The 24660-nt window shown below is 68.9% G+C and carries 26 protein-coding genes and 1 tRNA gene; 15 read left to right on the forward strand and 12 right to left on the reverse strand.

Translation table 11 applies throughout. From position 1 onward, the window contains the following. Window position 1 precedes the first annotated feature (1 nt). The gene (dnaK, locus tag RQG77_RS17740; protein WP_311245917.1) at window positions 2-1864 is read right to left on the reverse strand and encodes a molecular chaperone DnaK; all 1863 of its coding nucleotides are present in this window, start codon (window positions 1862-1864) and stop codon (window positions 2-4) included. A gap of 179 nt (window positions 1865-2043) precedes the next feature. Here dnaK and RQG77_RS17745 point away from each other — a divergent pair, with 179 nt between their 5' ends. The 5 genes from RQG77_RS17745 to RQG77_RS17765 all read left to right on the forward strand — a co-directional run bounded on the left by RQG77_RS17745 (window position 2044) and on the right by RQG77_RS17765 (window position 6304). Continuing rightward, window positions 2044-2760: a tyrosine-protein phosphatase gene (locus RQG77_RS17745; protein ID WP_311245918.1), complete on the forward strand. Its 717-nt coding sequence runs from the start codon at window positions 2044-2046 to the stop codon at window positions 2758-2760. Between the two features lie 109 nt (window positions 2761-2869). Further along, entirely contained in the window at window positions 2870-3646 is a 777-nt protein-coding gene (locus tag RQG77_RS17750) for a CbiX/SirB N-terminal domain-containing protein (RefSeq protein WP_311245919.1), read from the forward strand. Continuing rightward, window positions 3643-4422: a uroporphyrinogen-III C-methyltransferase gene (cobA, locus tag RQG77_RS17755; protein ID WP_311245920.1), complete on the forward strand. Its 780-nt coding sequence runs from the start codon at window positions 3643-3645 to the stop codon at window positions 4420-4422. Before RQG77_RS17750 ends, cobA begins: the two co-directional genes overlap by 4 nt. Before the next feature lie 147 nt (window positions 4423-4569). Then, a complete protein-coding gene (locus RQG77_RS17760; protein ID WP_311245921.1) occupies window positions 4570-5574 on the forward strand; it encodes an NAD(P)/FAD-dependent oxidoreductase in 1005 nt (334 codons plus the stop codon). Window positions 5575-5629: 55 nt separating this feature from the next. Then, on the forward strand, window positions 5630-6304 hold the full coding sequence (locus RQG77_RS17765; RefSeq protein ID WP_311245922.1) for a hypothetical protein: 675 nt from the start codon (window positions 5630-5632) through the stop codon (window positions 6302-6304). 34 nt (window positions 6305-6338) lie between these two features. On the opposite strand, the gene RQG77_RS17770 is transcribed toward RQG77_RS17765, so the two are convergent. Continuing rightward, window positions 6339-6800: a DUF3817 domain-containing protein gene (locus RQG77_RS17770; RefSeq protein ID WP_311245923.1), complete on the reverse strand. Its 462-nt coding sequence runs from the start codon at window positions 6798-6800 to the stop codon at window positions 6339-6341. A gap of 69 nt (window positions 6801-6869) precedes the next feature. Here RQG77_RS17770 and RQG77_RS17775 point away from each other — a divergent pair, with 69 nt between their 5' ends. Then, window positions 6870-7787 (forward strand): AraC family transcriptional regulator, encoded by a 918-nt coding sequence (locus RQG77_RS17775; protein WP_311245924.1) that lies wholly within the window; start codon window positions 6870-6872, stop codon window positions 7785-7787. Window positions 7788-8028: 241 nt separating this feature from the next. Here the strand turns inward: RQG77_RS17775 and RQG77_RS17780 are convergent, their stop codons facing one another. Then, a complete protein-coding gene (locus RQG77_RS17780; protein WP_311245925.1) occupies window positions 8029-9234 on the reverse strand; it encodes an MFS transporter in 1206 nt (401 codons plus the stop codon). A 294-nt stretch (window positions 9235-9528) separates the two neighbouring features. Here RQG77_RS17780 and RQG77_RS17785 point away from each other — a divergent pair, with 294 nt between their 5' ends. Then, window positions 9529-10431: an RIO1 family regulatory kinase/ATPase gene (locus RQG77_RS17785; protein WP_311245926.1), complete on the forward strand. Its 903-nt coding sequence runs from the start codon at window positions 9529-9531 to the stop codon at window positions 10429-10431. Between the two features lie 3 nt (window positions 10432-10434). Here RQG77_RS17785 and RQG77_RS17790 read toward each other — a convergent pair whose 3' ends face one another. Beyond that, window positions 10435-11046 carry an ATP-dependent endonuclease gene (locus RQG77_RS17790; protein WP_311245927.1) on the reverse strand — a complete coding sequence of 204 codons (612 nt, stop codon included), beginning with the start codon at window positions 11044-11046 and terminating at the stop codon, window positions 10435-10437. Window positions 11047-11147: 101 nt separating this feature from the next. On the opposite strand from RQG77_RS17790, the gene RQG77_RS17795 reads away from it, so the two are divergent. Together RQG77_RS17795 and RQG77_RS17800 are read left to right on the forward strand one after the other, a co-directional pair. After that, window positions 11148-12560: an MFS transporter gene (locus tag RQG77_RS17795; protein ID WP_311245928.1), complete on the forward strand. Its 1413-nt coding sequence runs from the start codon at window positions 11148-11150 to the stop codon at window positions 12558-12560. Window positions 12561-12587: 27 nt separating this feature from the next. Beyond that, window positions 12588-13544 carry a cation diffusion facilitator family transporter gene (locus RQG77_RS17800; protein ID WP_311245929.1) on the forward strand — a complete coding sequence of 319 codons (957 nt, stop codon included), beginning with the start codon at window positions 12588-12590 and terminating at the stop codon, window positions 13542-13544. Between the two features lie 271 nt (window positions 13545-13815). On the opposite strand, the gene RQG77_RS17805 is transcribed toward RQG77_RS17800, so the two are convergent. Both RQG77_RS17805 and RQG77_RS17810 read right to left on the reverse strand, forming a co-directional pair. After that, a complete protein-coding gene (locus RQG77_RS17805; RefSeq protein ID WP_311245930.1) occupies window positions 13816-15078 on the reverse strand; it encodes a DUF222 domain-containing protein in 1263 nt (420 codons plus the stop codon). A gap of 149 nt (window positions 15079-15227) precedes the next feature. Next, window positions 15228-15800: a MarR family winged helix-turn-helix transcriptional regulator gene (locus RQG77_RS17810; RefSeq protein WP_311245931.1), complete on the reverse strand. Its 573-nt coding sequence runs from the start codon at window positions 15798-15800 to the stop codon at window positions 15228-15230. Window positions 15801-15904: 104 nt separating this feature from the next. Here RQG77_RS17810 and RQG77_RS17815 point away from each other — a divergent pair, with 104 nt between their 5' ends. Then, the gene (locus tag RQG77_RS17815; RefSeq protein WP_311245932.1) at window positions 15905-16771 is read left to right on the forward strand and encodes a hypothetical protein; all 867 of its coding nucleotides are present in this window, start codon (window positions 15905-15907) and stop codon (window positions 16769-16771) included. A gap of 112 nt (window positions 16772-16883) precedes the next feature. Here the strand turns inward: RQG77_RS17815 and RQG77_RS17820 are convergent, their stop codons facing one another. From RQG77_RS17820 to dcd, 3 genes are read right to left on the reverse strand one after another with little or no spacing between them, the layout of a single operon-like run. Beyond that, on the reverse strand, window positions 16884-17102 hold the full coding sequence (locus RQG77_RS17820) for a DUF2283 domain-containing protein (RefSeq protein WP_311245933.1): 219 nt from the start codon (window positions 17100-17102) through the stop codon (window positions 16884-16886). Between the two features lies 1 nt (window position 17103). Further along, entirely contained in the window at window positions 17104-17535 is a 432-nt protein-coding gene (locus tag RQG77_RS17825) for a hypothetical protein (protein WP_311245934.1), read from the reverse strand. Window position 17536: 1 nt separating this feature from the next. Next, window positions 17537-18142, reverse strand: coding sequence for a dCTP deaminase (gene dcd / locus RQG77_RS17830; protein ID WP_042536862.1), 606 nt, complete (start codon window positions 18140-18142; stop codon window positions 17537-17539). A 92-nt stretch (window positions 18143-18234) separates the two neighbouring features. Here dcd and RQG77_RS17835 point away from each other — a divergent pair. Beyond that, window positions 18235-18308: transfer RNA gene (locus RQG77_RS17835), tRNA-Gly, on the forward strand. A gap of 19 nt (window positions 18309-18327) precedes the next feature. On the opposite strand, the gene RQG77_RS17840 is transcribed toward RQG77_RS17835, so the two are convergent. After that, the gene (locus tag RQG77_RS17840) at window positions 18328-19359 is read right to left on the reverse strand and encodes a hypothetical protein (RefSeq protein ID WP_311245935.1); all 1032 of its coding nucleotides are present in this window, start codon (window positions 19357-19359) and stop codon (window positions 18328-18330) included. Between the two features lie 148 nt (window positions 19360-19507). Between RQG77_RS17840 and RQG77_RS17845 the strand changes: the two genes are divergently transcribed. From RQG77_RS17845 to RQG77_RS17855, 3 genes are all read left to right on the forward strand, one after another. After that, on the forward strand, window positions 19508-21337 hold the full coding sequence (locus tag RQG77_RS17845; protein WP_311245936.1) for an AMP-dependent synthetase/ligase: 1830 nt from the start codon (window positions 19508-19510) through the stop codon (window positions 21335-21337). A 17-nt stretch (window positions 21338-21354) separates the two neighbouring features. Further along, window positions 21355-22278 (forward strand): DUF1295 domain-containing protein, encoded by a 924-nt coding sequence (locus RQG77_RS17850; RefSeq protein ID WP_311245937.1) that lies wholly within the window; start codon window positions 21355-21357, stop codon window positions 22276-22278. A gap of 114 nt (window positions 22279-22392) precedes the next feature. Beyond that, the gene (locus RQG77_RS17855; protein WP_311245938.1) at window positions 22393-22653 is read left to right on the forward strand and encodes a hypothetical protein; all 261 of its coding nucleotides are present in this window, start codon (window positions 22393-22395) and stop codon (window positions 22651-22653) included. Between the two features lie 128 nt (window positions 22654-22781). Here RQG77_RS17855 and RQG77_RS17860 read toward each other — a convergent pair whose 3' ends face one another. Together RQG77_RS17860 and RQG77_RS17865 are read right to left on the reverse strand one after the other, a co-directional pair. Next, window positions 22782-23192 carry a DUF2809 domain-containing protein gene (locus tag RQG77_RS17860; RefSeq protein WP_311245939.1) on the reverse strand — a complete coding sequence of 137 codons (411 nt, stop codon included), beginning with the start codon at window positions 23190-23192 and terminating at the stop codon, window positions 22782-22784. 21 nt (window positions 23193-23213) lie between these two features. After that, window positions 23214-23945 (reverse strand): alpha/beta hydrolase, encoded by a 732-nt coding sequence (locus RQG77_RS17865; protein ID WP_311245940.1) that lies wholly within the window; start codon window positions 23943-23945, stop codon window positions 23214-23216. 71 nt (window positions 23946-24016) lie between these two features. On the opposite strand from RQG77_RS17865, the gene RQG77_RS17870 reads away from it, so the two are divergent. Continuing rightward, window positions 24017-24640 carry an HD domain-containing protein gene (locus tag RQG77_RS17870; protein WP_311245941.1) on the forward strand — a complete coding sequence of 208 codons (624 nt, stop codon included), beginning with the start codon at window positions 24017-24019 and terminating at the stop codon, window positions 24638-24640. The last annotated feature ends 20 nt before the right edge of the window (window positions 24641-24660 follow it).

Here is a 24660-nt window from a genome sequence, read left to right on the forward strand (position 1 = left end):
ATTACTTCTTCTCGTCCTCGTCGTCGACGACCTCGGCGTCGATGACATCCTCGTCAGAGGAGGTGTCATCGGCCGGAGCCTCGCCCGCGGCGTCGGCGCTCGGAGCACCCTCGGCCTGGGACTGTGCGTAGATGGCTTCGCCGATCTTGCCCTGCGACTGGTTCAGCTTGTCGAACGCGGTCTTCACGGCCTCGTCGTCGTCGCCGGCCAGAGCCGTCTTCAGAGCGTCGACGTCGGCCTTGACCTCGGTCTTGACGTCTTCGGGCAGCTTGTCGTCGTTCTCGGTGATCAGCTTGTCGATCGAGTACGCGAGCGTCTCGGCCTGGTTGCGGACCTCGGCTGCCTCGCGGCGAGCCTTGTCTTCGGCTGCGTTCTCCTCGGCCTCGCGCACCATGCGCTCGATGTCTTCCTTCGAGAGCGACGAGCCGCCCGAGATGACGATCGACTTCTCGGTGCCCGTGCCCTTGTCCTTGGCGGACACGTGCACGATGCCGTTGGCGTCGATGTCGAAGGTGACCTCGATCTGCGGGATGCCACGGGGAGCCGGGGCGATTCCGGTGAGCTCGAACGTACCGAGCGGCTTGTTGTCGCGGGTGAAGTCGCGCTCGCCCTGGAAGACCTGGATCGCGACGGACGGCTGGTTGTCGTCTGCCGTGGTGAAGGTCTCGCTGCGCTTGGTCGGGATGGCCGTGTTGCGCTCGATGAGCTTGGTCATCATGCCGCCCTTGGTCTCGATGCCGAGGCTGAGGGGCGTGACGTCGATGAGCAGAACGTCCTTGCGCTCACCCTTGAGGACACCGGCCTGGAGGGCCGCGCCCACGGCGACGACCTCATCGGGGTTGACGCCCTTGTTCGCCTCCTTGCCGGTCTCGCGCTTGACGAGCTCGGCGACGGCCGGCATACGGGTCGATCCACCCACGAGCACGATGTGATCGATGTCGGCGACCTTGATGCCGGCTTCGCGGATGACGTCTTCGAAGGGCTTCTTGGTGCGGTCGAGCAGGTCCTTGGTGAGGTCCTCGAACTTGGCGCGGGTGATGGTCTCGGAGAGCGAGACCGGACCCGACTCGGTCAGCGACAGGTACGGGAGGTTGATGCTGGTCGAGGTCGAGGAGGAGAGCTCCTTCTTGGCCTGCTCCGCAGCCTCCTTGAGACGCTGCAGGGCGATCTTGTCGCCCGAGACGTCGACGCCCGTGGTCTCCTTGAACTGCTTGATCAGGTGGTCGACGAGACGCTGGTCCCAGTCGTCACCGCCGAGGCGGTTGTCACCCGAGGTCGAGCGCACCTGGATGGTCGAGAAGTCGTCGTCCTTGCCCACCTCGAGCAGCGAGACGTCGAACGTTCCACCACCGAGGTCGAAGACCAGGATGAGCTCGTCTTCCTTGCCCTTGTCGAGGCCGTAGGCGAGAGCTGCGGCGGTCGGCTCGTTGATGATGCGCAGGACGTTGAGGCCCGAGATCTCACCGGCCTCCTTGGTGGCCTGACGCTCGGCGTCGTTGAAGTACGCGGGGACCGTGATGACCGCATCGGTCACCGTGTCGCCCAGGTAGGACTCGGCGTCGCGCTTGAGCTTCTGGAGGATGCGCGCGGAGATCTCCTGCGGCGTCCACTTCTTGCCGTCGACGTCGAACGTCCAGTCGGTGCCCATGTGGCGCTTGACGGATGCGATGGTGCGGTCGACGTTCGTGACGGCCTGGCGCTTCGCGGTCTCGCCGACGAGCACCTCGCCGTCCTTCGTGAACGCGACGACCGAGGGGGTCGTGCGGAAGCCCTCGGCATTGGCGATGACCTTCGGCTCGCCACCCTCGAGGACGCTGACGACGGAGTTCGTCGTACCGAGGTCGATTCCAACAGCACGTGCCATGTGATTCTCCTTTGTTGCTGAGGTTGATGTGGTCTGGAAATCCGGGGCGATCAGGGAAACCTGAGTCGCGATGACTCAACTGTACTCCGACCTCCGGATGCTGTCAAACAAAGTTGATATGAACTGGCTCAACTTTGGATTCCGGGTGCGGAATCAGACCGCCGTGCAAGAATCCCCGCGTGAGCCACCCTCCCCTCGACATCCCCGGCCTCGCGAACGCGCGCGACCTCGGGGGCCTTCAGCGCCAGGACGGCAGTGTCACCCCGCATGGCGTCTTCATCCGCTCCGATGCCCCTGATCTCGTGTCGCCCGAGGGATGGGACCTCCTGCGCGAACGCGGGATCGCCACAGTGGTCGACCTGCGCCGACCCGAAGAACGCACACCGGGCGTGCCGGATGACATCGACCTCCTCACCGTCGATCTCGACGGAGTGGAACGCGACTTCTGGGAGCCGCTCGAGGCGGATGGCCGCTGGGGCACTCCTCTCTACTACGTGCCGCACCTCACCGACCTGCCGCATCGCATGGCGGGGGTGCTGCAGGCGCTCGCGACGGCTCGCCCAGGCGGCATCCTGTTCCACTGCGCGGCCGGATGGGACCGCACCGGTCTCGTCACGATGATGCTGCTACGAGCCCTCGACGTGACCACCGAAGCCGCGCGGCGCGACTACGCGACCTCGTTCGTGAACGCGGCCGCGATGGAGGCGCTCCGCAGCAGATCGCAGCACGCCGAGGAACGCCGAGCGGTGCTGACGCGCTTCGGCCACACACCGGAGTCCGCGTTCGCCGACGCGTACGAGTCGCTCGATCTCGAGGACTGGTCGAGGACGGCTGACCTCGACCCCGATGTCCTCCTCGCGCTCCGCACGTGGCGGAGCTCCGTGCCCGCCACCTGACCGGGCGACTCCAGGCCAGGCGCTCGCCCGGCAGACCCGCACATCCGCTCGTGCCACGAGGCGAGATCCTCGAAACACCGTCGTCACACGGCTCGCCTACAGTCTCAGCATGCGCCGCCCGATCCTGCTCGCCGTCTCGCACGGGACCTCGGACGCCGAGGGCGCCCGGGCCATCGCCGACCTGGTCGACGCCGTCGCGACGACCCTCCCCGACGTCGAGGTGCGCAGCGCCTTCGTCGACGTGCAGCAGCCCGACGCGGCCGACCTCCTGCCGACGATCGACGGTCCGGTCGTGATCGTGCCCCTGCTGCTCTCGCGCGGCTTCCACGTGCACCACGACCTGCACGGCATGGCGGCGAAGAAGGCGGATGCTGTGGTCAGCGACCCGATGGGGCCCGACCCGCGTCTCGCCGAGGTGCTGGCAGATCGCCTCGCTGCAGCATCCACCGAGACACCCGCGGTCGATCTCGACTCCCGTGAGCCGGTGATCCTCGCGGTCGCCGGCTCGCGCGACCCCGCCTCGTTGACGGACGCCGAGGCCATGGCCTCGCTGCTCTCACTCCGACTCGGTGCGCGGGTCGAACTCGCCTACCTCGCCGCACGTCAGCCCGACCTGCCCGGCGCACTGCGAGAGCATCCCGACGCGGTCGTCTCGACGTATCTGCTCGCACGAGGCTTCTTCTTCGACATGACCGCGAGCCAGGCCGACGGCCGCACGGTCACGCCTCCCCTGCTCGACGGCGTCACCGTCCCGCAGCAGCTGATCGACCTCGTCATCGCCCGCTACGACCAGGCGTCTGCGCGACTGCTCGAGAGCGCCACCCCGATCTCCGGCCCGATCACGGGCCCGATCGCCGGCTCGACCGCTGGCGCCGCACGCCCATGATGACCGGATCCGTCATCCTCGTCGGCGCAGGCCCGGGTGATGCCGGGCTGCTGACCGTGCGGGGACTCCGCGCACTGCAGGAGGCCGACGTGATCGTCGCCGACCGCCTCGGAGCGCGGGCCGTGCTCGCCCAGCTCGCCGACGACGGCGTGCGGATCGACGCCGAGGTCATCGACGTCGGCAAGCTCCCCGGCCACCACCCGGTGCCGCAGGACGGCATCAACGAGCTGCTCGTCTCGCTCGCCCGGCAGGGTCGCCGCGTGGTGCGTCTGAAGGGCGGCGATCCGTTCGTCTTCGGCAGAGGACGAGAAGAGCAGCTGTTCTGCGAGGCCGCCGGCATCCGGGTCGAGGTGATTCCCGGAGTGACGAGCGCCGTCGCCGTGCCGGGCCTCGCCGGCATCCCGCTGACGCAGCGCGGCGTCGCGGAGACGTTCACCGTCGCCAGCGCCCACGATCAGATAGAGGCTCTCGGCGGGGGGCGCGACCACACCGTCGTGCTGCTGATGGGCGTGAATACGCTCGGGCATTCCGCGCATGTCCTCGCCGCAGGGCCGCGCGGCGCCGACTGCCCCGTCGCGATCATCGAAGACGGATTCGGTGAGCGCCAGCGGGTGACCGTCGGCACGCTCGGGACGATCGCGCACCTCGCCGCCGCCCGGCAGGTGCGCTCTCCCGCCGTCGTCGTGATCGGCGACGTCGTCACCCTGAGCCAGTATCGGGAGTCCTTGGCGCGGTCGACCGAGACCACCGTGCGGTCACCGGAGAGCACAGCATAGTTAGGCGACCCTCAGCCGAGAGATGGCAGACTGGTACCGGTGGGTCCGTGCTCGGCAGAGCCGCGTGACCGCCGGCGGCGCCGCCAGGATCGGCGCTCGCGCGTCCGACCGCAGGGTGAGCACCGCTCTTCTCGAGGGAGGATGCGCATGAGTGACACCGACGCCTACGACGTGCTCGTGATCGGCGGTGGCCCCGCCGGGCTCTCCGCCGCCCTCAACCTCGGACGCTCACTCATGCGCGTGCTCGTCGTCGACGCGGACCGCCCTCGCAACGCCGCCACTCTGAACTCGCACGGGTTCCTCACTCGCGACGGGGTGCCCCCGCACGAGCTGCGGCGCATCGCCCGCGAGGAGCTCGCCGCCTACCCGAACATCGAGGTGCGCACCCGGGTGCGAGTCCTCGATCTCGCACGGCGGGAACCGGGAGTCGATGTGGATGCCGATGCCGATGCCGATGCCGATGCCGATTTCGCGCCGCCTGCCGGCGAGGGGCGCCCCCGGTTCACAGCATCCATCGGCCGCAAGGATCCGACCGACATCGTCACCGCGCACTCGGTGCTGCTCGCGACCGGGCTGCGCGAGACCCTCCCCGACGTGCCCAACCTGCGCGGCTTCTACGGCATCAGCCTGTTCAGCTGCGCGGCCTGCGACGCGTGGGAGATGCGCGGGAGGCGACTCGCGCTCATCGGCACGACCGAGGACCTCGCCGACCGCGCCCGACTCATCGCGCGCTGGACCGAGGATCTCACCGTCTTCACGCTCGGCGCCGACACCGTGACGAGCGCGCAGGAGGCCGAGCTGGCCGCAGCGGGCGTCGCGGTCGCGCGGCATCCGATCTCCGAACTCGTCGGCGATCGCGGCCGCATCGAGGCGATCAGGCTCGACGACGGATCCGTCATCCCGGTCGAGGGCGGGTTCGTCCGGCCGGAGTGGGAGACCGATCTGTCGTTCCTGCGTGGCTTCGCGCCGTCGATCGATCACGACGGACATCTCGTGACGGATCGCTCGGGGCGCACCGACATCCCGGGGCTCTATGCCGCCGGCGATGCGGCGATCCCCGGCCCCCAGCAGCTCATCGTCGCGGCGGGAGCGGGGGCGCGCGTCGCGTCGGTGATGGTGCAGGATGCCGTCGGCATCGCATCCGCGCACTGACAGCCCTGCCCCGCCATCCCGCAGGATCGCGCGGGCCCCGGCTAGGCTGACCCGCATGACGCGCATCTCGCAGGTTTCTCCGCTCGTCCGCCTCGCCGCCGCCTCGGTGCTCGCTCTGGCAGTGCTGCCGCTCAGCGGGTGCCTGTACGCGCAGATCCCCGTGAACACCCCCGACGGCGACGGCCCCGACCCGGCCCCCACCGCGAGCCCGACCGAGCAGCCGTCCGGAGACGTGCCCGCATCGCTGACCTTCGCTGAGGGGGCCGACCTGCCGGCCACGGCCTACATCCAGTGGGGAGACGGCTTCGTGGTCGACGACGGCTGGAAGATCGTCAAGCCCGACGACGGCAACGGCGGCTGGACCTACGGCACGATCGACGACACGTGCACCGCGCAGTTCTGGCAGGGGCTCATCCCCGATGTGCCGACGGTCGCGGGCGATGACAGCGTCAGCTCGGATGCGATGCTCGCCGTGATCCTGGGTGAGGCGGATGCGGCGGCCATCACACCGCTCTCCTCGACCGGCGCCTTCAGCTACCAGATCGGCGGCAACACCGACGTCGAGAACCGGCAGGTCGAGGGCGAAGCCGGCGAGCGGAAGTGGAGCATGGCCGCGCGGGCCTTCACCGCGACCGGCGTCGGGCTCTATGTGATCGTCGACTGCACGGGTGGCGACATCGACGCGACGATGGCCGAGGTCATCGACAAGAACGCCGTCGTCGTGCAGTGATGCCGGGCGGGCGTCACTTGCCGCCGGGTGGGCGTCACTTGCCGCCGGGCGGACCGACCAGCAGCAGGATCACGTACAGCGCGACGATTCCGACGACGAGCAGGATCGCGAGCACCCACGGACGGCGCAGGAACCACCGCATGAGCCGGTCGTACCAGCGGGCGTCACGCGGGTCGGCGGTCTGCTCGAGCCGCCAGTCGCCGGCCAGGCGACCGGTGCGGTGCAGCCAGATCTCCATGGGGATCGTCGCGTAGGGAACGATCGCGCTGACCACGGCGAGGATCGCGACGCCCAGGTGCCAGCGCTGGTTCAGCGCGACGAGCACGGCGGTCGCCGCGTACGCGAGGAACACGAAGCCGTGGATGCCACCGCCCACCGTCACGACGACGCCGGGGGCACCGACGGCACGGGCGATGATCGCCGAGATGAGGATGGTCCAGGTGATCGCCTCCGCGATCGCGAGGACTCGGAACAGGCGGTCGGGTGTGCGGAACACGGGACTCCTCGGGTGGGGTCCTTCCAGCGTATCCGGAATAGCTATGAGCCCCCGGGCGTTGCCGAAGGCATGGTGACCGTCGATTCCGCAGCCCTCGGGCAGGTGCTCGACTCCGTCGACCTGCGCGTGGGCATCGCCCGACGCGTCGCGCTGGCGGCAGGCGGCCTCCTGCCACTGCCCTCGGGCGCCGCCACTCTCGTCTACATCGCCGACGGTTCGGTGAGCGGGCATCCGCCCCTCACCACAGGATGCCGCCTCGACGTCGATCGCACGGCGCAGATCGTGCCTGTCGATGACCGGCCCCTGAGTGCGAGTCTCGTCAGGGGCGACGCGTTCCTCACGCTCGGCAGAGCCCCGATCGCTCTCGAAGCGGGGTCTGCGACCGACCTGGTGGTGGTCGACCTCGAGTTCTCGGACAGCGCCTCGATGCTCGCCGCCGTGCTCCCCGACCCGATCACCGTGATGTCCTTCGACGCTCTCGAGCCCGCCGCAGCAGCACTCGCCGGCAGCATGGGTCCCACGGACCCCGCCACGTGCCCGACTCGTCAGGGCGACCCCGTGATCTGCCGCATGATGGCGCAGACCGTGCTGCTCAGCGTCATCCGCGCCTGGGCCGCGAACGGCTGCGCGCCCGCGGGCTGGCCGTCGGTCTCGAAGGATCCGTTCCTCGACCGCGTCGTCGAGGCGATCCATGAGCAGCCCGGTCGCGAGTGGACCGTCGAGCGGCTCGCGAGCATCGGGGCGATGTCGCGCTCGGTCTTCGCCGAGCGCTTCCGCAGCGCGATCGGCCGCTCCCCCGCCGACTACGTCACCGAGGTGCGCATCGACACGGCCAAGCGGATGCTGAGCGCCGGCCGATCCGTCAGCGAGACCTCGCGCAAGCTGGGCTACGCCTCGGACGAGGGTTTCAGCCGCGCGTTCCGCCGCCGCACCGGCCAGACCCCGTCTGCGTGGCGGTCGTCCGAGCTCACCGCCGTCCCCGCCTGAGCCCGGCGACCCCGCACACCGCCACACCCGAGCCCGACGCCGCGCCCCACCGCCGGGCACGACTTCCGAGCCCGCGCCGAGGCCGCGCCCCACCGCCGGGCACAACTTCGGAGCCCGAGCCCGACACGCCGCCCGTTGTCGCCCGACGGTCGGTGTGTCGAAGGCCCGATCCGAATCTGTGCCCGGGTGCGAGTGGAAACGGAGACCACGAGCGAACGAGGCGACGAGCGAACGAGGCGACTCAGGCGAGCGCGGCTGCTGCCGTGCTTCGGCGGTTCGACATTCCGAAGAGCACGGCGCCGACCAGCAGCGAGATGGCCCCGAGAACGTAGACGAACTCGACGTCGAGGGTGTCGACGAGCAGTCCGCCGAGGCCCGCTGCGATCGTGATCGCCCCCTGGAATCCGACGACGACGAGGCTTCCGCCGGCTTCGAGTCGGTCGGGGGTGCGGTGCCCCACCCAGGTGTTGATCACGAGCAGCCACGACGAGAAGAAGAAGCCCCACACCAGCACGACGATGCCGATGCCGAGGACGGACCCGGAGAGGAAGATCATCGACAGCACCGACACGGCGATCACGAGCGGAGCGAAAACGGCGAAGAACGCGAACGTGCGGTCGATGAAGAACCCGAGTCCGAGGTTGCCGGCCAGTCCACCGACGCCGAAGAGGGCGAGCAGCAGGATGATCGTCGACGGCTCGACCGCGGGGATGCGCTCGAGCGCCAGCCGCACGTAGGTGTAGGCGAGGAAGTGCCCGAGCACCACGAGCACGTGCCCGACCATGCCGAGCGCGATGCCGGGGCGACGCAGAGTGTCGACGAGCAGACGGATGCTCGACGCCTGCTCTGCAGGCACCGACGGCAGCATGAATCGCAGCGCCACGGCCAGGAGAACCATGAGCACGCCGGCGATCGCGAACACCGTCTGCCAATCGACGATCTCGCTGAGCATGACGCCGAGCGGCACGCCCGCGACCGTGGCGAGCGAGACTCCGGCGGAGGTGAACATGACCCCGCGCCCGAGGTGCTCGGGGCCCGCGAGCCTCACGGCGACAGTGATCGACATCGCCCAGAACGCGCTGATCGCCGCTCCCAGCAGGAACCGTGCAAGCAGGACGATGAGCAGGTTCGGCGCGATCGCGACGATCAGGTTGGATGCGGCGGCGGCGAGCGCCATCCAGATGAGCAGCGACCGGCGGTCGAGGCGGGGGAAGATCAGGCCGACCGTGGGTGCGACGATCAAGCCGACGAGAGCGGTGACCGTCACGGTCTGCCCGGCCTGTCCTGGCGTGACGCCGAGGGCATCGGCCATCTCGGTGAGCACACCGTTGGGCAGGAACTCCGCGGTGACGAGCAGGAAACCCATCAGCATCAGGACGATGAGTCCGCCATAGCGGATGCTGTGGGTGAGCGAGGTCGTCACGGGTACGGGCGCGGTCGTGGTCATGGTTCAACACTCGCAGGCGCCGGGCTGCGGCACCCGACGCGGCGTCCACGGCATCCGACCATTCGTCCGGACCGGGCCAAGGAAGCATCGGACCGGGCCGTGCAGCAGATCGGGTCTGGACAGCACCGGCCCGCGCCCCCTAGGCTCGACGACGCACCGGGGTTCTCCCGGAAGGTCTCAGCGAGAGGAGTGGATGACATGAACGCCGTCTCTGTCGCGCCCCTCGCCGACTTCCTTCCTCTCGAGGCCGCCCGCTCCTGATCCGCGGTGGCCTCCCTCTCTCGGAGCCACACCGTGTCTGATCTCTTCGCTTCTTCCGAAGCATCCTCTTCCCGCCTCTCCACCCGTTCGTCGACCGCGTCGGCGTTCGACGCCTCTCCCTTCGAATCCGTCCCGACGTTCGCCGATGTCGAACCCGGCGACGGCCAGCGCTGGACCACCTGGCCGGCGATCACCCCGTCGGAGCGCGGCCCCCTGCCGTGGCCTGCCTGGGTCGTGACGAGCGCCGGCGCGCTCGACACCGAGCTCGGCATCCTCAAGACCGGCAAGGAGGCCGACGTGTTCCTGCTCGAACGGGCGGTACCCGACGACCCCGCGCAGCGCACGCTGCTCGCCGCCAAGCGTTATCGCGACACCGACCACAGCAGCTTCCACCGCTCCGGCGTCTACACCGAGGGTCGCAGCACCAGGAACACCCGCGACACCAGGGCGCTCGCCAAGAAGTCCGAGCACGGCAGGGCGGTCGCCGCAGCGCAGTGGTCGTTCGCCGAGTTCGATGCGCTGTGCCGCATGTGGGAACTCGGCGCCCCCGTGCCCTACCCCGTGCAGGTCAACGGCACCGAGCTGCTCATGGAGTTCGTCGGCGATGAGTCGGGCGTCGCCGCTCCCCGACTGGCGGCGGTGCGCAGCGACCGGGCCGAGCTGGCCGACCTGTACGACCAGATCGTCGACCTGATGCGCATCTTCGCCGCGGCCGGCTTCGCGCACGGCGACCTCTCGCCCTACAACCTGCTCGTGCACGACGGCCGGGTGCGGGTGATCGACCTGCCGCAGATCGTCGACATCATCGCGAACCCGCAGGGCCTTGACCTGCTGCACCGTGACTGCGTCAACATCTGCGACTGGTTCACCCGCCGCCGCGTCGAGCGGGACGCTGAGGAGCTGTTCGCCGAGATGCTTGCCGCGTCGTATGCGTGACGCTCAGCCAGGAGGCAGGTCAGACGGCTGCAGGGCCGCGTCGAGCAGATCGTCGAGGGGCCGCGGCATCCGCTCGAGCGGCAGCGCATCGATCACGTCGGCCGAGAAGCGGGCCTTCCTGCCGGCGGCGGTGCCCGCGAAGCGATGCAGCTGCTCGTCGATGGTGCGCTCGCGCTGGGCCGGCTGCCCCCGGAACACCTGGAATCGGGCGAGCTCGCCCCGAGCCGCCAGCGTGTCCAGCACCAGTTCAGGACCGGCCGCCGCGATCACCTCGTCTTCGAGGTCGAGTTCGCAGCCGTAGAAGCCGGCTGCGCTCGGAGCAGCGCCGTCGGCGATGACACCGACATCCACGAGGATCTTCGCGACGTAGTCGCCCTCGGCCGCGTCGTAAAGACCGAGTATGCGCGGAGCATCCGACTCCGCCCGCAGCGCGGCCAGAGTCTTGCGGAGGTTGGTGATTCCGTCGAGGTCGACCAGCTCGAGGGCTTCGATCATGAGGCTCCGACGTCGCGCCAGGGCGATGAAAGCGAGGCTGTCGCTGCGGCCCTCGAACAGGACGACGGTGCGAGGCGGGGCGCGACGGACGACGCGAGGCACCTCCGGCGTCGTCGACATGCCTCGACGGTACCCGAAGGGGTGAGGGGTACCCGAGGAGCCGAGACCGCCGCGCGGCGCGCCGTCACCGTCCGTTCACCCCACGCCGCCAGACTTCGAGCATGAGCGAATCCCCGCAGAGCGGCGCGGTGCCCGAGCCCGCTGCGACGGCCAACAGCGGCGCGGTCGGAGTCATCGGCCTCGACCTGCGCGGCGAGACACCGGCCCCCAAGAAGCAGGTCTACTCGTGGGCGCTGTGGGACTGGGCGACGCAGCCCTTCAACACCGTCATCCTCACCTTCATCTTCACCGCCCTGTACCTCACGACCGAGGCGTTCCTGCCTGCGTCGGTCGCGGGACTCGACGCGAAGGACCCGATCCGCGAAACCGCCGAGGCGGACCTCGCCTCGGGTCTCGGCCTCGGGTCGACGATCGCCGGGATCGCGATCCTCCTGATCGCGCCGGTGCTCGGCCAGCGGGCGGACGCCGCGGGGCGTCAGAAGCTCTGGCTCGGAATCGGCACCGGCGCGCTCATCGCCTGCATGTTCGGCCTGTGGTTCGTCGAGCCGACGCCGGCGCTGTTCTGGCTCGGCGTCGCATTGATCTCGGCCGGCTCCGTGTTCGGCGAGATCGCCGCCGTGAACTCGAACGCGATGCTCATCGGCATCGCGAACCCGAAGACCGTCGGACGCATCTCGGGCCTCGGCTGGGGCTTCGGGTACATCGGCGGCATCATCGCGCTCGTCCTCGTCGTCGTCTTCTACATGCTCGACTGGTTCGGTCTGCCCGAGGACGGCGGCCTGCCGTTCCGCATCATCGCCGTCGGCTGCGCGATCTGGGCGATCGTCTTCTCCATCCCGATCTTCCTCAACGTGCCGGAGCCCTCGCTCGGCCGCCCCGAGCGCAAGGTCGGCTTCTTCGCGTCGTACGGGCTGCTCGTGAAAGACGTCACGGGCCTGTACCGCAATCCCGAGACCCGTCAGACGTTCTGGTTCCTGCTGTCGAGCGCGGTGTTCCGCGACGGACTCGGCGGCGTCTTCGCGTTCGGCGCGGTCATCGCCAGCCAGGTCTTCGACTTCGAGTTCCTCGACCTGGTGATCTTCGGCATCGCGGCGAACCTCATCGCCGGAGTCTCGACGATCATCGCCGGACGCTACGACGACCGCTTCGGCCCGAAGCGGATCATCCTCATCTCCCTCGCATCCATGGTGATCGCGGGCCTCGCCGTGTTCTTCCTGGTGGATGGGGGCACGATCGTGTTCTGGATCGGCGGACTGCTGCTCTGCGCGTTCGTCGGCCCCGCCCAGGCGGCGTCGCGGTCGTTCCTCGCCCGCATCACCCCGGCCGGGCGCGAGGGAGAGATCTTCGGCCTCTACGCCACGACGGGGCGGGCGGCGAGCTGGATGGCATCCGGCGCATGGACGCTGCTGATCGTGCTCTCGGGGTCGACGTCCTACGGCATCCTCGGCATCGTGATCGTGCTGATCGCGGGCTTCCTGCTGTTGCTGCCGGTGAAGGCGACGCAGAACGTCTGAGCGGGCGGCGAGGAGTAGCCTGACCGCGTGACGGTCATCATCGCTTTTCTCGCCAACATCCTCGTCGCGATCGCCAAGACCGTCGCGGCGGTGCTCACGTCGTCGGCGTCGATGGTGGCGGAGGCTGCGCACTCGTGGGCGGATGCCGGCAACGAGATCTTCCTCCTCATCGCCGATCGCCGTGGCGCCCGCGCGAAGGACGAGCGGCATCCGCTCGGGTACGGTCGTGCGGCGTTCGTCTGGTCGCTGATCGCCGCGTTCGGGATCTTCACCGCAGGGTCGATCGTGTCGATCATGCATGGCGTGCAGGAGCTGTCGGAGACCGGACCTGTCGAGAGTCCCGCCGTCGCATACACGGTGCTCGGCATCGCGTTCGTGCTGGAGGGCGCGTCGTTCACACAGGCGATGGTGAAGTCGCGACGGCTCGCGCGTGAGCGCGGATCGTCGACCTGGGACTATGTGCTCGACACCAGCGACACGACGTTGCGCGCGGTGTTCTTCGAGGACATGGCCGCCCTGATCGGTCTCGTCCTCGCCGCCGGGGCGATCGCGATGCATCAGATCACCGGGGTCGCCGCCTGGGATGCGGTGGGATCGATCCTCGTGGGAATCCTGCTCGGTGTCGTGGCGATCATCCTGATCGGGCGCAACATCGCGTTCCTCGTCGGCTCGAACGCGTCGCCGCAGCTGCGTGACCGCGTGGGCCGCGCGCTGCTCGGTTCGCCGCAGATCCAGCGCCTCACCTACCTGCACATCGAGTACGTCGGACCGAACCGGCTGTTCATCGTCGCCGAGGTCGACCTGGCCGGCGATGCCCAGGAGCACGATGTCGCCCGACGCCTGCGCGAGATCGAGCAGCAGATCGAGGCGCACGAGGTCGTCGAGACCGTGGTTCTGTCCCTCTCCGTCGACGACGAGGACTCGCTCGTCTTCGGTGAGGCCGAAGGCGAGCGCGCGAGTGCAGACGCAAGCGCACAGCAGTAGCCGCATCACCGGGCCTGCGTGAAGACAGGCGGTGCTTGCGCATTCGCTTTCGCTTGCGCGTTCGCTCGCGCTTGCGCTTGCGCCCGCGCTGGAACGCTGAGTCGCGGGGTACGCCATCGCTGTTCGGGATCCCACCATCTCGGACCCCGCACCTGCGGGAGACCGTCGTCCATCCGAATCTCCCACCCGGAGGTGCCGAGGGATCGGTGGTGCCACCAGCACAACGGCACACCGTTATCCGTATGCGTCGGCCCACCCCTCGCGTACTCCACTACGTGATGGACTCACACCACGACGCCGGAACGTGACATCCGGGGATCAGACATTCTCTGTCACGGGCGACGATTGCCCGGCGTTGATGCACCGTGAACACGCGGTCGGTGGTCGTGATCCCGATGATCCGCCCCTCATCCATCAGAACCCGTTGGATCGTTCCCGAGCACCCGACGTGCGAGGCGACGCTCACAGGCAGCGGCCCCCAGGCACCGCTGACACTCGCGCGCCCGGTGTTGCTCTCGAGGTCCTTCGCATCGACCGTCACGACCAGTACCGGACCCGCACCGCCGAGCGTGGGCATGTCCCGGTGGCGTGCAGCGATCGCCAGTGCCGCGGCAAGAGCATCGTGCCGCTTCTGCGCGGCCGTGCGGCCGTCGATCACGTTGCGCGGATCCGCGTTGAACGGATCTTCTTCGGCGTCACCATCTTCGGCGTCGCGCTCGTCGTCACCGCGCTCGTCGGCATCACCCTCCCCCTGCGTGAACACCACGCCCGGCTTCGGCGGACCGTCGCCCTTGGGGTTGTTCTGCGCGTCGAGGATCAGCTCCAACTGCGCCGCGACCTCGGGCGTCAGATACCCCTTGATCGAGCGTAATCCGTCACGCACCCGCCCGAGGGTGATGCCTCGTCGACGGGTGGGCTCGTCGCCGGGTTCGTCTCCGTCGGGGTCGAGCAGCGCGACCAGCGTCTCGGCAAGCAGCTTCAGCTCTTCGAGAGTGGGCGCCGGACCCTGAACCTCGTCATCGGGGCCGCCCTCAGGATCAGGTCTGATGCCCCGTGCCGCCCGGGCGAGGCACATGTCGGCCTCGAGCCGATCATCGACGCTGAGGCGATACGACACCTTCTCGAGCGGCTCGGTCGCCGCGAGCATCCCCGCGACTCCGATCGCACCGTCGAGCATCGCCTCTCGCAACGCCGGCCACCGCGCGGGCAGTCGATCGCCGGACACCAGGTTCACGTTCCGTCGGATCAGGGCGATGACCTTCTCGAACCGTGACGCCCCGCGCACGTCTGTCAGCAGGGTGCGCTGCAGCAGTTCGTTCGGCGTGCGGCAGCCCGTGGAATGCGGGAAGTCCACCGCATCCGTCGAGGCGATCGTCTCGACCACCACGGCCTCCACCCGCCGGAACGCCGCGCCGGCCGCCTGCAGCACCTCTACCCGTTCCGCGTCGGACAGCCCCGCGAGCGCATCGTCGGACAGCACCCGATCGAGGTCGGCGACGACCTGATCGACAAGGGTGCGAGTGCGGGATGACATGCCTCCATCCAACTCGGGGCCACCGACATTCGACGCGCAGAGTCAGCCGCTTTTCGACCAGATCAGAAGCATATTCCGGAACACCGGAGCAGCGTTCCGGAATGCCGATCACGAACGCCACGAGCGCCAGCGAGACGCCGATCGAGCGCTCAGCTCTCCCAGTTGTCAGCGAGCTTGTTCAGCAGGTTCGCGAGCTGCTCGCGCTCGTCTTCGGTGAACGCCGCGAGCGCCTTGCCGAGTGCTTCACGTCGCTCGCCCCGCATGCCTCGAGCGACCTTTCGACCCTCGTCCGTCAGCGCGATGCGCGTGCGCCGCGCATCGTCAGGATCCGCCTCGCGTCTTACAAAACCGTGCGCGACCCCCTGCTGCACGAGTCGCGAGGCGCGCGGCTGATCGACGCCGATCGCCGCTCCGAGGTCGCTCACGCTCAAGGGCGTGGCAGCCGCGGCGAGCGCTTCGAGCATCCGCATCCGGGCCGGTCCTCCGAAGCGGCCGGACGGGTCGTTCATCCACGGCGGCATGCCGGGATGCCCCGAGTGCGCGTGACCATGGCCATGATCGTGACCACCCTGCTCGAAATGATCAGGATGAGGACCGCCATGCCAGCCGTGGGGGCCACCCATTCCGCGGGGGCCGCGACCGCGTTCGCCCGGACGGCGTCCGCGCAGACGGGACAGGGCGCGGGCGATGGCCTCGGCGGGGTCGTTCTCTTCGGCGCTCACCCCACGATTTTACATGCGACTTGACATGCATCAGAACTGCATGTCACACTACATATACATGCATAGTGACAATCACATGCTTCATGACATCTAAGGAATCACTCATGAACACCTCTGACACTCAGAACACAGACAGCACTCCCCGCCCGTTCGGCTTCTGGATCAAGGCGGTCGACCGCCTGATGGCCGCCGAGTTCGCCTCGGCCTTCGATGGCGAGCAGGCGAGCCGCCGCGACTGGCGGATCCTCAACGTGATCGACGGCACGGCGCCCGCGCGCCGCCCGCTGAACGCCCACAAGCTGCACGACCTCGTCGAGCGCGGATGGGTCGTCGCCGATGGCGACGGCTGGATGCTCACCGACGACGGTCGCGCCGCCAAGGAACGCCTCGGCGGCATCGTCGACGGCATCCGCGCGAAGGTCACCGACGCCGTGAGCCCTGAGGAGCTCGCCACCACCCTCGCCTCGCTCGAGCAGATCGCCCGCGCATTCGGCTGGGACGAGGAGGCCCCTCTTCCCCGTGGACGCGGCCGTCGCCAGGGCTTCGGCCCTCGCGGGTTCGGACACGACTTCGGCCCCGGACACGGCTTCGGCCCCGGCTTCGGCCGTCGTCACGGCCGCCCGTTCGGACGCGGTCGCGACTTCGGCTCGGGCTTCGGTCCGGGTCACGAGCACGGGCGCGAGCACGGGCATGAGCACGGTGCGGATGCCGAGTTCGGCGCCGACTCCGCCTTCGCCGACCGCGCCTGCGCGCACCGCGGACACCGCGGGCACGACCGCTACGCCGACGAGCGCGGCGGCCACGGGCACGGCGACGGCCACGGCTTCGGTCCCGGCCACCACCACGGCCACGGCTTCGGTCCCGGCCACGGCCACGGCCACAACCGCGGGGACCACCGCACCGCCCGCGCGGCGCAGCACGCCTACGAGCGCGGCTTCGACGCCGGGTTCTCCCGCGGTCGCGACGCCTGACCGCATCCGATCACCGGAACGCCCCGCCTGACCCCGGTCAGGCGGGGCCATTCTGCGTGCGCGCGGGTGAACGACGCGGGATCAGAAGAGGCCCGGTCGCGACCCTGCTGCCTCACTGACCGCGGACATCCTCCGGCCGGAGCAGCCCTGATGCGCCGAGGATCTCGACCCCGAGCAGATGACCGTCGCGATCGAAATCGAGGATGAGTTCGCCGGACACACCGTCGGGCAACGCCACAGGCACCTGCCGCGCCGCCTCGCCGGGCCGGATCGGCCGCCCGATCGTGGCGTAGGCCGCGTCGACCTCGGGGTCGTAGGTGAGGTCCCCCACGTCAACCGGTCCAGGATGTCGCAGCGGCTGCGATCGAGGAGGAGTCGACGGCCGACAGCCCGAAGGTCGTGACCCCGAGGTAGATCGCGCCGATGATCGCCGCGGCGAGGAGCAGCAGGAGGAACGTGAAGATCACGAAGGTCAGCGCGCGGTATCCGCCGGACGTCGGAACCTCGGGGGCGACCGACGGTTGAGCCCAGTCGTCAGCGACGGGGGCGGGCTGGTCGCCCGTGAGGATCGCCGGCTTCGGCCGAGTCCGGCGGGTGGCCGGAAGCATCGCCTCGGGGGGAGGCGGCGGGATCACGACATCCGGAACCGACGACTCCGGCGGAGGCGGCGGAATCACCGCATCCGGAATCGCGCTCTCGAACGGAGGCGGCGGGATGACAGCATCCTCCGACGGGTCGTACGGATCTCTGCTGTCACCGCTCATGTCAGCCCCCTACGGCTCCGACGTCGGTCGTGCCGACGTCCGTCTTGTGGAAGTTCTGGAACGACCGGGATGCCGTCGGCCCACGCTGCCCCTGGTAGCGGTTGCCGTAGGGACCTGAGCCGTACGGGTTCTCGGCCGGTGATGTCAGCCGGAAGAAGCACAGCTGGCCGATCTTCATTCCCGGCCACAGCTTGATCGGCAGCGTCGCGACGTTCGCGAGCTCGAGCGTGACATGTCCCGTGAAGCCCGGGTCGATGAACCCGGCGGTCGAGTGCGTGATGAGGCCGAGGCGACCGAGCGACGACTTGCCCTCGAGGCGCGCTGCGATGTCATCCGCCAGCGAGACCTGCTCGAAGGTCGCACCGAGCGCGAACTCGCCGGGGTGCAGGATGAACGGCTCGTCGGGGTCGACCTCGATCAGCCGCGTGAGCTCCGGCTGATCGACCGACGGGTCGATGAACGGGTACTTGTGGTTGTCGAAGAGGCGGAAGTAGCGGTCCAGGCGCACGTCGATGCTCGACGGCTGGATCATCTCCGGCTCGTGCGGATCCAGTCCGATGTGGCCGGATGCGAGTTCTGCTCTGATGTCGCGGTCGCTGAGAAGCACGGCCCCAGCCTAGTTGCCGCATGCCGCCGACACTTTGGCCATGACGGATCAGACGGGTAGGCTGGCGTCACCTGCTCTTCGGATGCAGGTGCGGGGCTGTAGTTCAATGGCAGAACTTCTGCTTCCCAAGCAGATAGCGCGGGTTCGATTCCCGTCAGCCCCTCCACATGTGACTTCCCGAGCTGTCAGAGGCCGTCCCAGGGGATGAACTCGACCGTCACGTCGTCGCCGTCCACCGTGTATGTGCCGATGAGATCGGTCGTGTAATCGGTCGTGCCGGTCCCCGACGAGGTTCCTCCCTCCGGGCGGTACCAGAAGATGACGTCGACCATGAAGCGGTGGTCGGTGCGAAAGGTGACGTTGTACGGCGCCTGGATGACCCCGGTCGTCGATGGGTCCTGTTGCCTCAAGAGCAGAGGGCAGACGGCATCCACCGAGGTTCCGGGTTCGACACAGGCGTCTGCTTGGACGCTCGCCGCATCCAGCAGAGCCGTCTGCAGCGCCTCTGTCGCCGCCACCGAGAGTTCGGCCGTCGCTGTCGGCGGGATGGCTGCCAGCTCATCGGGTGCGACGGCGAAATACTCACCCAGGTCTGGGCCGGTCACCTCGTAGACGGCGGGATACACCTGCACCGGCTCCGACCGGGAGTTCGCAGACACTCCGGCGACATCTTTCACTGCAAGCTCGAGTTCGGTCCCGGCGAGATCGACCTGCTCCACACCCGTGAGGGAGATGCTGTCCCGCACGGCCACGGTCGCCTCGACCGTCAGCGGCGCGTCTGCGCGCCACCCCGACTGCAGCAGCCAGTAGGCACCCGCATCTCTCGTCATCGTGAACGTATGGGTGAAGGTCTGTGAGGCGAGTTCCATCACCGCCGTCACCTCCGCGGTGTCGCCCTCCCGCGTGGTCGTCGTGACAGACACCACCTCGATGCGCTCGGTGGCGGCGCCGAGCACGTCATCGGTCAGGTAGGTCGCGTCGGTACCGGATGCGTCGGGGTCGACGATCTGCGCGGCGGTGGATGCATCGCCGTCGGCGATCGCCGTGAGGTACGAGCGCACTGCCTCCGACGGATCGCTGGAGTTGGACACCATCGCTGCCGCGGTCAGATAGCCACCGACCGCCAGCACGACTGCCCCCACCGTGATCCAGACGCGTCGGCCGCGCCCTGCCGCAGGCGTCGTCGGCGAACTACCCGTCGTCGAAGTCGTCGTCACCGGTTCGATCCCCTGTCTCTGAGGCACCCATCGAGCTCTCCGACTCAGACTACGGGCGAAGATAGGGTGACTCTTCTCCCATCCGTTTCCTCTTCGGCTCCGAACAGCAACTGATGGGCCCGTTTCCGCGCGCCCGAGAGGAGCCCCGATGATCGAGTCATCGACCCCGCCGCGTGCAGACCTCGACGGGTACCGCAACGTCACCGACCTGCTCGTGGCACGCGTCGCCGCCGCTCCTGATCACGTCGCCTTCGAGGTCGCGGGAGCGGATGCCGCAGCACCCTGGCGACCGATCACGACGCAGGCGTTCTATGACGAGGTGCGCGCCCTGGCGAAGGGCTTCATCGCCTCGGGCATCCAGGCCGGGGACCCCATCGCGATCATGGCGCCGACGCGCTACGAATGGGCCGTCGCCGACCTCGCGTCCTGGTTCGCCGGCGCGGTCGTCGTGCCGATCTACGAGACCTCCTCTGCATCCCAGGTCGACGCGATCGTCGCGGATGCCGGGGTACGTCTCGCGATCGGCGGCACCATGGAGCATGCGGCCCTTCTGCAGGCGGCACTCGTGAAGACGGATGCGGTCACGCTCGGTGCCTGGACGATGGATGTCGCGTCGCCCAGCGCTCTCATCGACCTGGTCGCGCGCGGCGTCGATGTCTCCGACGAGGAGCTCGAGGCGCGCAGGACGTCGGCCTCGCAGGACGACCCCGCGACGATCGTCTACACCTCGGGCACCACCGGTGATCCCAAGGGCGTCGTGCTCACTCATCGGAACTTCCTCGGGCAGGTTCTCAACATCGCCGCCGCGTACCACGAGATCGTGAACGAGAGCGGGAACACCGTCATCTTCTTGCCGCTCGCCCATGTGCTGGCGCGCGGGCTGCAGCTGATCTGCCTGGCCAGCGGCATGCGCATCGCGCACCTGTCCGACCCGTCGACGGTCGTCGCCACCCTCGACACGCTGCGCCCGACGTTCCTGGTCGTCGTGCCACGCGTGCTGCAGAAGATCCAGGCGGCCGCAGGCGACAAGGCCGCCGAGAAGAAGCTCTCGGCGGTGTGGGCGAAGGCCCGCTCGACGGCCATCGCCTGGGGCCGCCGTGCCGAGCGCGTCGACGCCGGCCGCCGTGTGCCGAGGGACCGCGGGCTCATCCTGCGTCACCGCTTCTTCGACGCGCTCTTCTACCGGCGCCTGCGCACCGTGATGGGCGGACGCGTCGGCTACATCCTGTCGGGTGGAGCAGCGCTCGACACCGAGCTCTCGCTCTTCTTCCGCGGCATCGGGGTCCCCGTCATCGAGGGCTATGGCCTCACCGAGACGACGGCACCCCTCACCGGCAACCTGCCCGGTCGCATCTCCTCCGGCAGTGTCGGCTCTCCCCTGCCGGGGCTCACGGTGCGCATCAGCGACGAGGGCGAAGTGCTCGCCCGAGGCCTCGGTGTCTTCGGCGGATACCGCAATCCGGCCCACGACGAGGGTGCCTTCGTGGACGGTTTCTTCCGCACCGGCGATCTCGGGCGTCTCGACGACCAGGGCAGGCTGATCCTCGAGGGCCGCCTCAAGGATGTGATCGTGACCTCCAACGGGAAGACGATCGTGCCGACCCGCTGGGAGAGTGCCGTCGAAGCGGATCCGCTCGTCTCGCACGCCGTGATGGTGGGCGAGGGAAAGCCGTACCTCTCGGCGCTGCTCGTGCTCGACCCCGAGCAGACCCTGGCATGGGCGGACGCGCAGGGCACCATCATCCCCGCCGTCACCCAGCCCGACATCCGCGAGGTCACCGACCCCGCGCTTCGCACCCACCTGCAGCGTGCCGTCGACGCCGCGAACGCGCTCGTGGCACGCAGTGAACAGGTGCGTCGCTTCAGCGTGGTCTTCGCCGACCTCGAAGACCGCGGCCTGGTCACGCCCACCATGAAGCTCAAGCGGAGCGTGGTTCTCGATCGCGCCGGCGCCACCGTCGAAGACCTGTACCTCTGAGAACCGGAAAGAACACGATGTCCTCCCCCACCCCCACGAAGCCCAAGTCCTCGCGCGCCTCGCTCATCGCGATCATCGTCGCACTCGTCATCGGGGCGCTCGTCGCACTCGCCGGCAGTCAGGGAGGTGCGACGCTGGGCGGCATCCCGCTGTTCGCCCTGGCCGTCGCCGCGGCGTACGCGATCCAGATCCTCGCCTTCATCCCGGCGATGATCCTGCGCACCGAGCGGTTCTTCGACCTCACCGGCAGCCTCACGTTCCTGGCGATCTCCGTGGCCCTCGTGCTGCTGACTCCCATGCCCGACGCCCGCAGCTGGATCCTCGCGGCGATGGTGATCCTGTGGGCCGCGCGCCTCGGATCGTTCCTCGCCATGCGCGTGCACAAGGCCGGGTCCGACGGACGCTTCGACGAGATCAAGGGCTCCCCCGTGCGCTTCCTGCAGGTGTGGGTGATCCAGGGCGCGTGGGTGTCGATCACGGCAGCCGCGGCGTGGATCGCGATCAGCACGGATGCCGGTGCGCGGGCCCCCATCGGATGGCTGACGATCGTGGGCATCATCGTGTGGGCGCTCGGCCTGGTGATCGAGATCGTCGCCGACGCGCAGAAGTCGGCGTTCCGTGCAGACCCGGCCCACAAGGACGAGTTCATCCGCACCGGCCTGTGGTCGCGCTCGCGCCACCCCAACTACTTCGGTGAGATCGTGCTCTGGGTGGGCGTCTTCCTCACCGCTGCACCCGTGCTCGCCGGATGGCAGTGGGTCGCGATCCTGTCGCCCCTCTTCGTGATCCTGCTGCTCACGCGAGTCAGCGGCATCCCCCTTCTCGAAGCACGTGCCGAGAAGAAGTGGGGCGACCGCGCCGACTACATCGCGTACCGCGAGAACACGCCGTCGCTGATCCCGCGTCTCACCCGGCCTGCCGTGCGCGAGAGCGCCGCGTAGGGGTTGGCGCGCTTCAATCCTTGATGCTCGGGAACGAAGCGCGCTTCCCATGTCATCCCCCAGGTCCCCCGCGAGGGGGATGCCCTCGCGGGACTCGGACGGTTTGATCGGATCATGCACCAGAACAGGGCAACCGATCCGTACCGAACTCGACGGCTGCGCACGACATTCAGGCTGATCTCCGTCGGAGCCATCGTAGGAATCGGCGTTGCCGTGGTGTGGTTCGTCGTATCGGCCATGACGGAGTCCGGCGCGCACATGACGGCAGCCAGCGCGATGGCCGCCGGAGTAGGTGCAGCGTGGTCGGCAGCGTTCGCCGCAGTCAGATCGCGGCAGAAGGCGGCGGACGAAGAACCGTCGCAAAGCACCGTCTGAGCCCAGCGGGTTCCGGCGGTTCCGGACAGCAAGGCCCGGACCTCGTCATCGAACGACCGCTAGAGACCGGGTGCCCGCTCGTGGGGAACTCTCTGTACTCTCTGCCGCAGGCCAGCGTCGCGCCGACGTCACGCAGGAGCCCTCCGCCGCCTGAGAATCAGATCGCACACGGTTGCCAGTGCGGCGCCCACCGCATAGGCGATGAGGTCGCGCGCGTCGAAGCCGGCACCCAGCACTAGTCGCACGGGCCAGAACGCGTGTGCCCACACTCCGGGGAGACCGGTGAGCTGGAACACCTCGATCAGGGTGCAGACGACTACTGCGGCCGCGCCGACGACCCAGGAGGCGACGCGCGCGAACACGATGGCGATGACGAGGTAGATCATCACGGCGTAGAGCGCGTCGCCGGCGAAGTCCGCCACCGGGCCGCTGCCGATCAGGTGCACGGCGAGGCCGACCACGATGACCAGGACGGCCGCGATCAGAAGCCGTCGGCGCCGCGTGCGCACGGCCGAGTCGGGGCGGGTCGAGGGCTGCACCCCCTCACCCTAGGCGAGGGCTCAGAGCACGTCCTCGAGGACTCCGAACACCCGCTCGGGATCTTCCAGGTGCATGTCGTGATGGATGCCGGAGATCCGACGGATGCCCCAGCCTTCGCGCTCGAGCCCGGCCGCCATCTCATCGGACAGCACGGCGGGCGACTCGTCGGAGAGCACGATCGTCGACGGCACCGCGGGAGCTGCGATCGCGACCGGGTGGAACGCGATCTCGCGGAACACGCCGATCGCCATCTTCGAGTCGAAGCGCCGCTGGCTCTCCTTCATCGACTCCCGGATGCTCTCGGAGTAGACAGCGCGCTGCGACGCGCTGCGACGCGCCTGCCGTGCACCGACGACCCCCAGAGTGAGCGCCGGAACCGCCCAGAAGGCGCGGCCGGCGAGGCCAGCGGTGGGAAGCGCGAGGCCGAACCCGGGGTCGAGGTAGATCGCACGCGCAGGGCGGAGCCGTTCGACCGCACGGACGAGCACCGCACCACCCAGCGAGTGTCCGACGACGCTGTGCAGCCCCTGCGGCAGCGACTCCACGACGTCGTCGGCGAATTCGCCCAGCGTGTACGACGACGCGCGGTCGCTGCGCCCGTGCCCCCGGAGATCGACCGTCGTCACGGTGTATCGCCCCGTGGCGAGCATCAGATCGATCAACGGCTGCCACGTCGTGCCGTCGGCGCCGAGCCCGTGGATCAGACCGACATGGTGCTCGCCTGAGCCGGAGGTCGCCGTGTGCAGCCGCATTCCGTCATTCTGTCATCCGAGTGTCATCCGCCGTTCTCGTCGTGAGCGGCCTCAGCGATACGCTGACCGGCATGAGTGAGAACGCGACGCCCGCCCACCTGACACTCGCCTCGTTCGCGCAGCCGGACACGGCCGCCGCCCGCGCCGCTCTGTCTCTCGCGACGCAGTATCACTCGCCGAGCATGCTGAATCACGTGCTGCGGTCGTGGCTGTGGGCCGAGGCGTTCGCGGTCGTCGAGGATCGGACGGACATCGACCACGAACTCCTGTACGTCGCCGCCGTGCTGCACGACATCGGCCTGGCGCCCGAGTTCGACAACGTCTTCCGCTCGTATGAGGAGTCCGGAGGGCACGTGGCTGTCGCGCTCACCCGCGGTGCGGGATGGGACCAGCGTCGGGGTCAGCGGGCGCTCGAGGTGATCGTGCGCCACAACTGGCCGGCCGTCGATCCCGACCTCGACATCGAGGGATACCTGCTCGAGATCGCGACCGGTCTCGACATCTCCGGCGCTCGACCCGACGCTCTTCCCGATGCCTTCATCCGCGAGGTGCTCGACGTGTACCCGCGTCTCGACCTCGCTCAGGAGTTCGGCACAGGCGTCGTCGACCAGGCCGCACGCAAGCCGCACACCGCGGCGCACCGGCTGGTCGAGGGCGGCGTCGTCCGCAAGCTGGCGGACAACCCGCTCGGCTGACGCACTCGGCGCGCCCCCCG

Origin of the sequence: Microbacterium sp. WCS2018Hpa-23, assembly GCF_031843845.1 — a bacterium.
GTDB lineage: Bacteria > Actinomycetota > Actinomycetes > Actinomycetales > Microbacteriaceae > Microbacterium.

Bases quoted from the DNA above. Each gene is read 5' to 3' on its own strand.
- RQG77_RS17805 (WP_311245930.1), bottom strand. From the start codon at position 15,078: ATGTCATCCCGCACTCGCACCCTTGTCGATCAGGTCGTCGCCGACCTC.
- dnaK (WP_311245917.1), bottom strand. From the start codon at position 1,864: ATGGCACGTGCTGTTGGAATCGACCTCGGTACGACGAACTCCGTCGTC.
- RQG77_RS17870 (WP_311245941.1), top strand. From the start codon at position 24,017: ATGAGTGAGAACGCGACGCCCGCCCACCTGACACTCGCCTCGTTCGCG.
- RQG77_RS17855 (WP_311245938.1), top strand. From the start codon at position 22,393: ATGCACCAGAACAGGGCAACCGATCCGTACCGAACTCGACGGCTGCGC.
- RQG77_RS17760 (WP_311245921.1), top strand. From the start codon at position 4,570: ATGAGTGACACCGACGCCTACGACGTGCTCGTGATCGGCGGTGGCCCC.
- RQG77_RS17790 (WP_311245927.1), bottom strand. From the start codon at position 11,046: ATGTCGACGACGCCGGAGGTGCCTCGCGTCGTCCGTCGCGCCCCGCCT.
- RQG77_RS17850 (WP_311245937.1), top strand. From the start codon at position 21,355: ATGTCCTCCCCCACCCCCACGAAGCCCAAGTCCTCGCGCGCCTCGCTC.
- RQG77_RS17775 (WP_311245924.1), top strand. From the start codon at position 6,870: ATGGTGACCGTCGATTCCGCAGCCCTCGGGCAGGTGCTCGACTCCGTC.
- RQG77_RS17845 (WP_311245936.1), top strand. From the start codon at position 19,508: ATGATCGAGTCATCGACCCCGCCGCGTGCAGACCTCGACGGGTACCGC.
- RQG77_RS17865 (WP_311245940.1), bottom strand. From the start codon at position 23,945: ATGCGGCTGCACACGGCGACCTCCGGCTCAGGCGAGCACCATGTCGGT.
- RQG77_RS17780 (WP_311245925.1), bottom strand. From the start codon at position 9,234: ATGACCACGACCGCGCCCGTACCCGTGACGACCTCGCTCACCCACAGC.
- cobA (WP_311245920.1), top strand. From the start codon at position 3,643: ATGATGACCGGATCCGTCATCCTCGTCGGCGCAGGCCCGGGTGATGCC.
- RQG77_RS17765 (WP_311245922.1), top strand. From the start codon at position 5,630: ATGACGCGCATCTCGCAGGTTTCTCCGCTCGTCCGCCTCGCCGCCGCC.
- RQG77_RS17825 (WP_311245934.1), bottom strand. From the start codon at position 17,535: ATGAGCGGTGACAGCAGAGATCCGTACGACCCGTCGGAGGATGCTGTC.
- RQG77_RS17815 (WP_311245932.1), top strand. From the start codon at position 15,905: ATGAACACCTCTGACACTCAGAACACAGACAGCACTCCCCGCCCGTTC.
- RQG77_RS17750 (WP_311245919.1), top strand. From the start codon at position 2,870: ATGCGCCGCCCGATCCTGCTCGCCGTCTCGCACGGGACCTCGGACGCC.
- RQG77_RS17795 (WP_311245928.1), top strand. From the start codon at position 11,148: ATGAGCGAATCCCCGCAGAGCGGCGCGGTGCCCGAGCCCGCTGCGACG.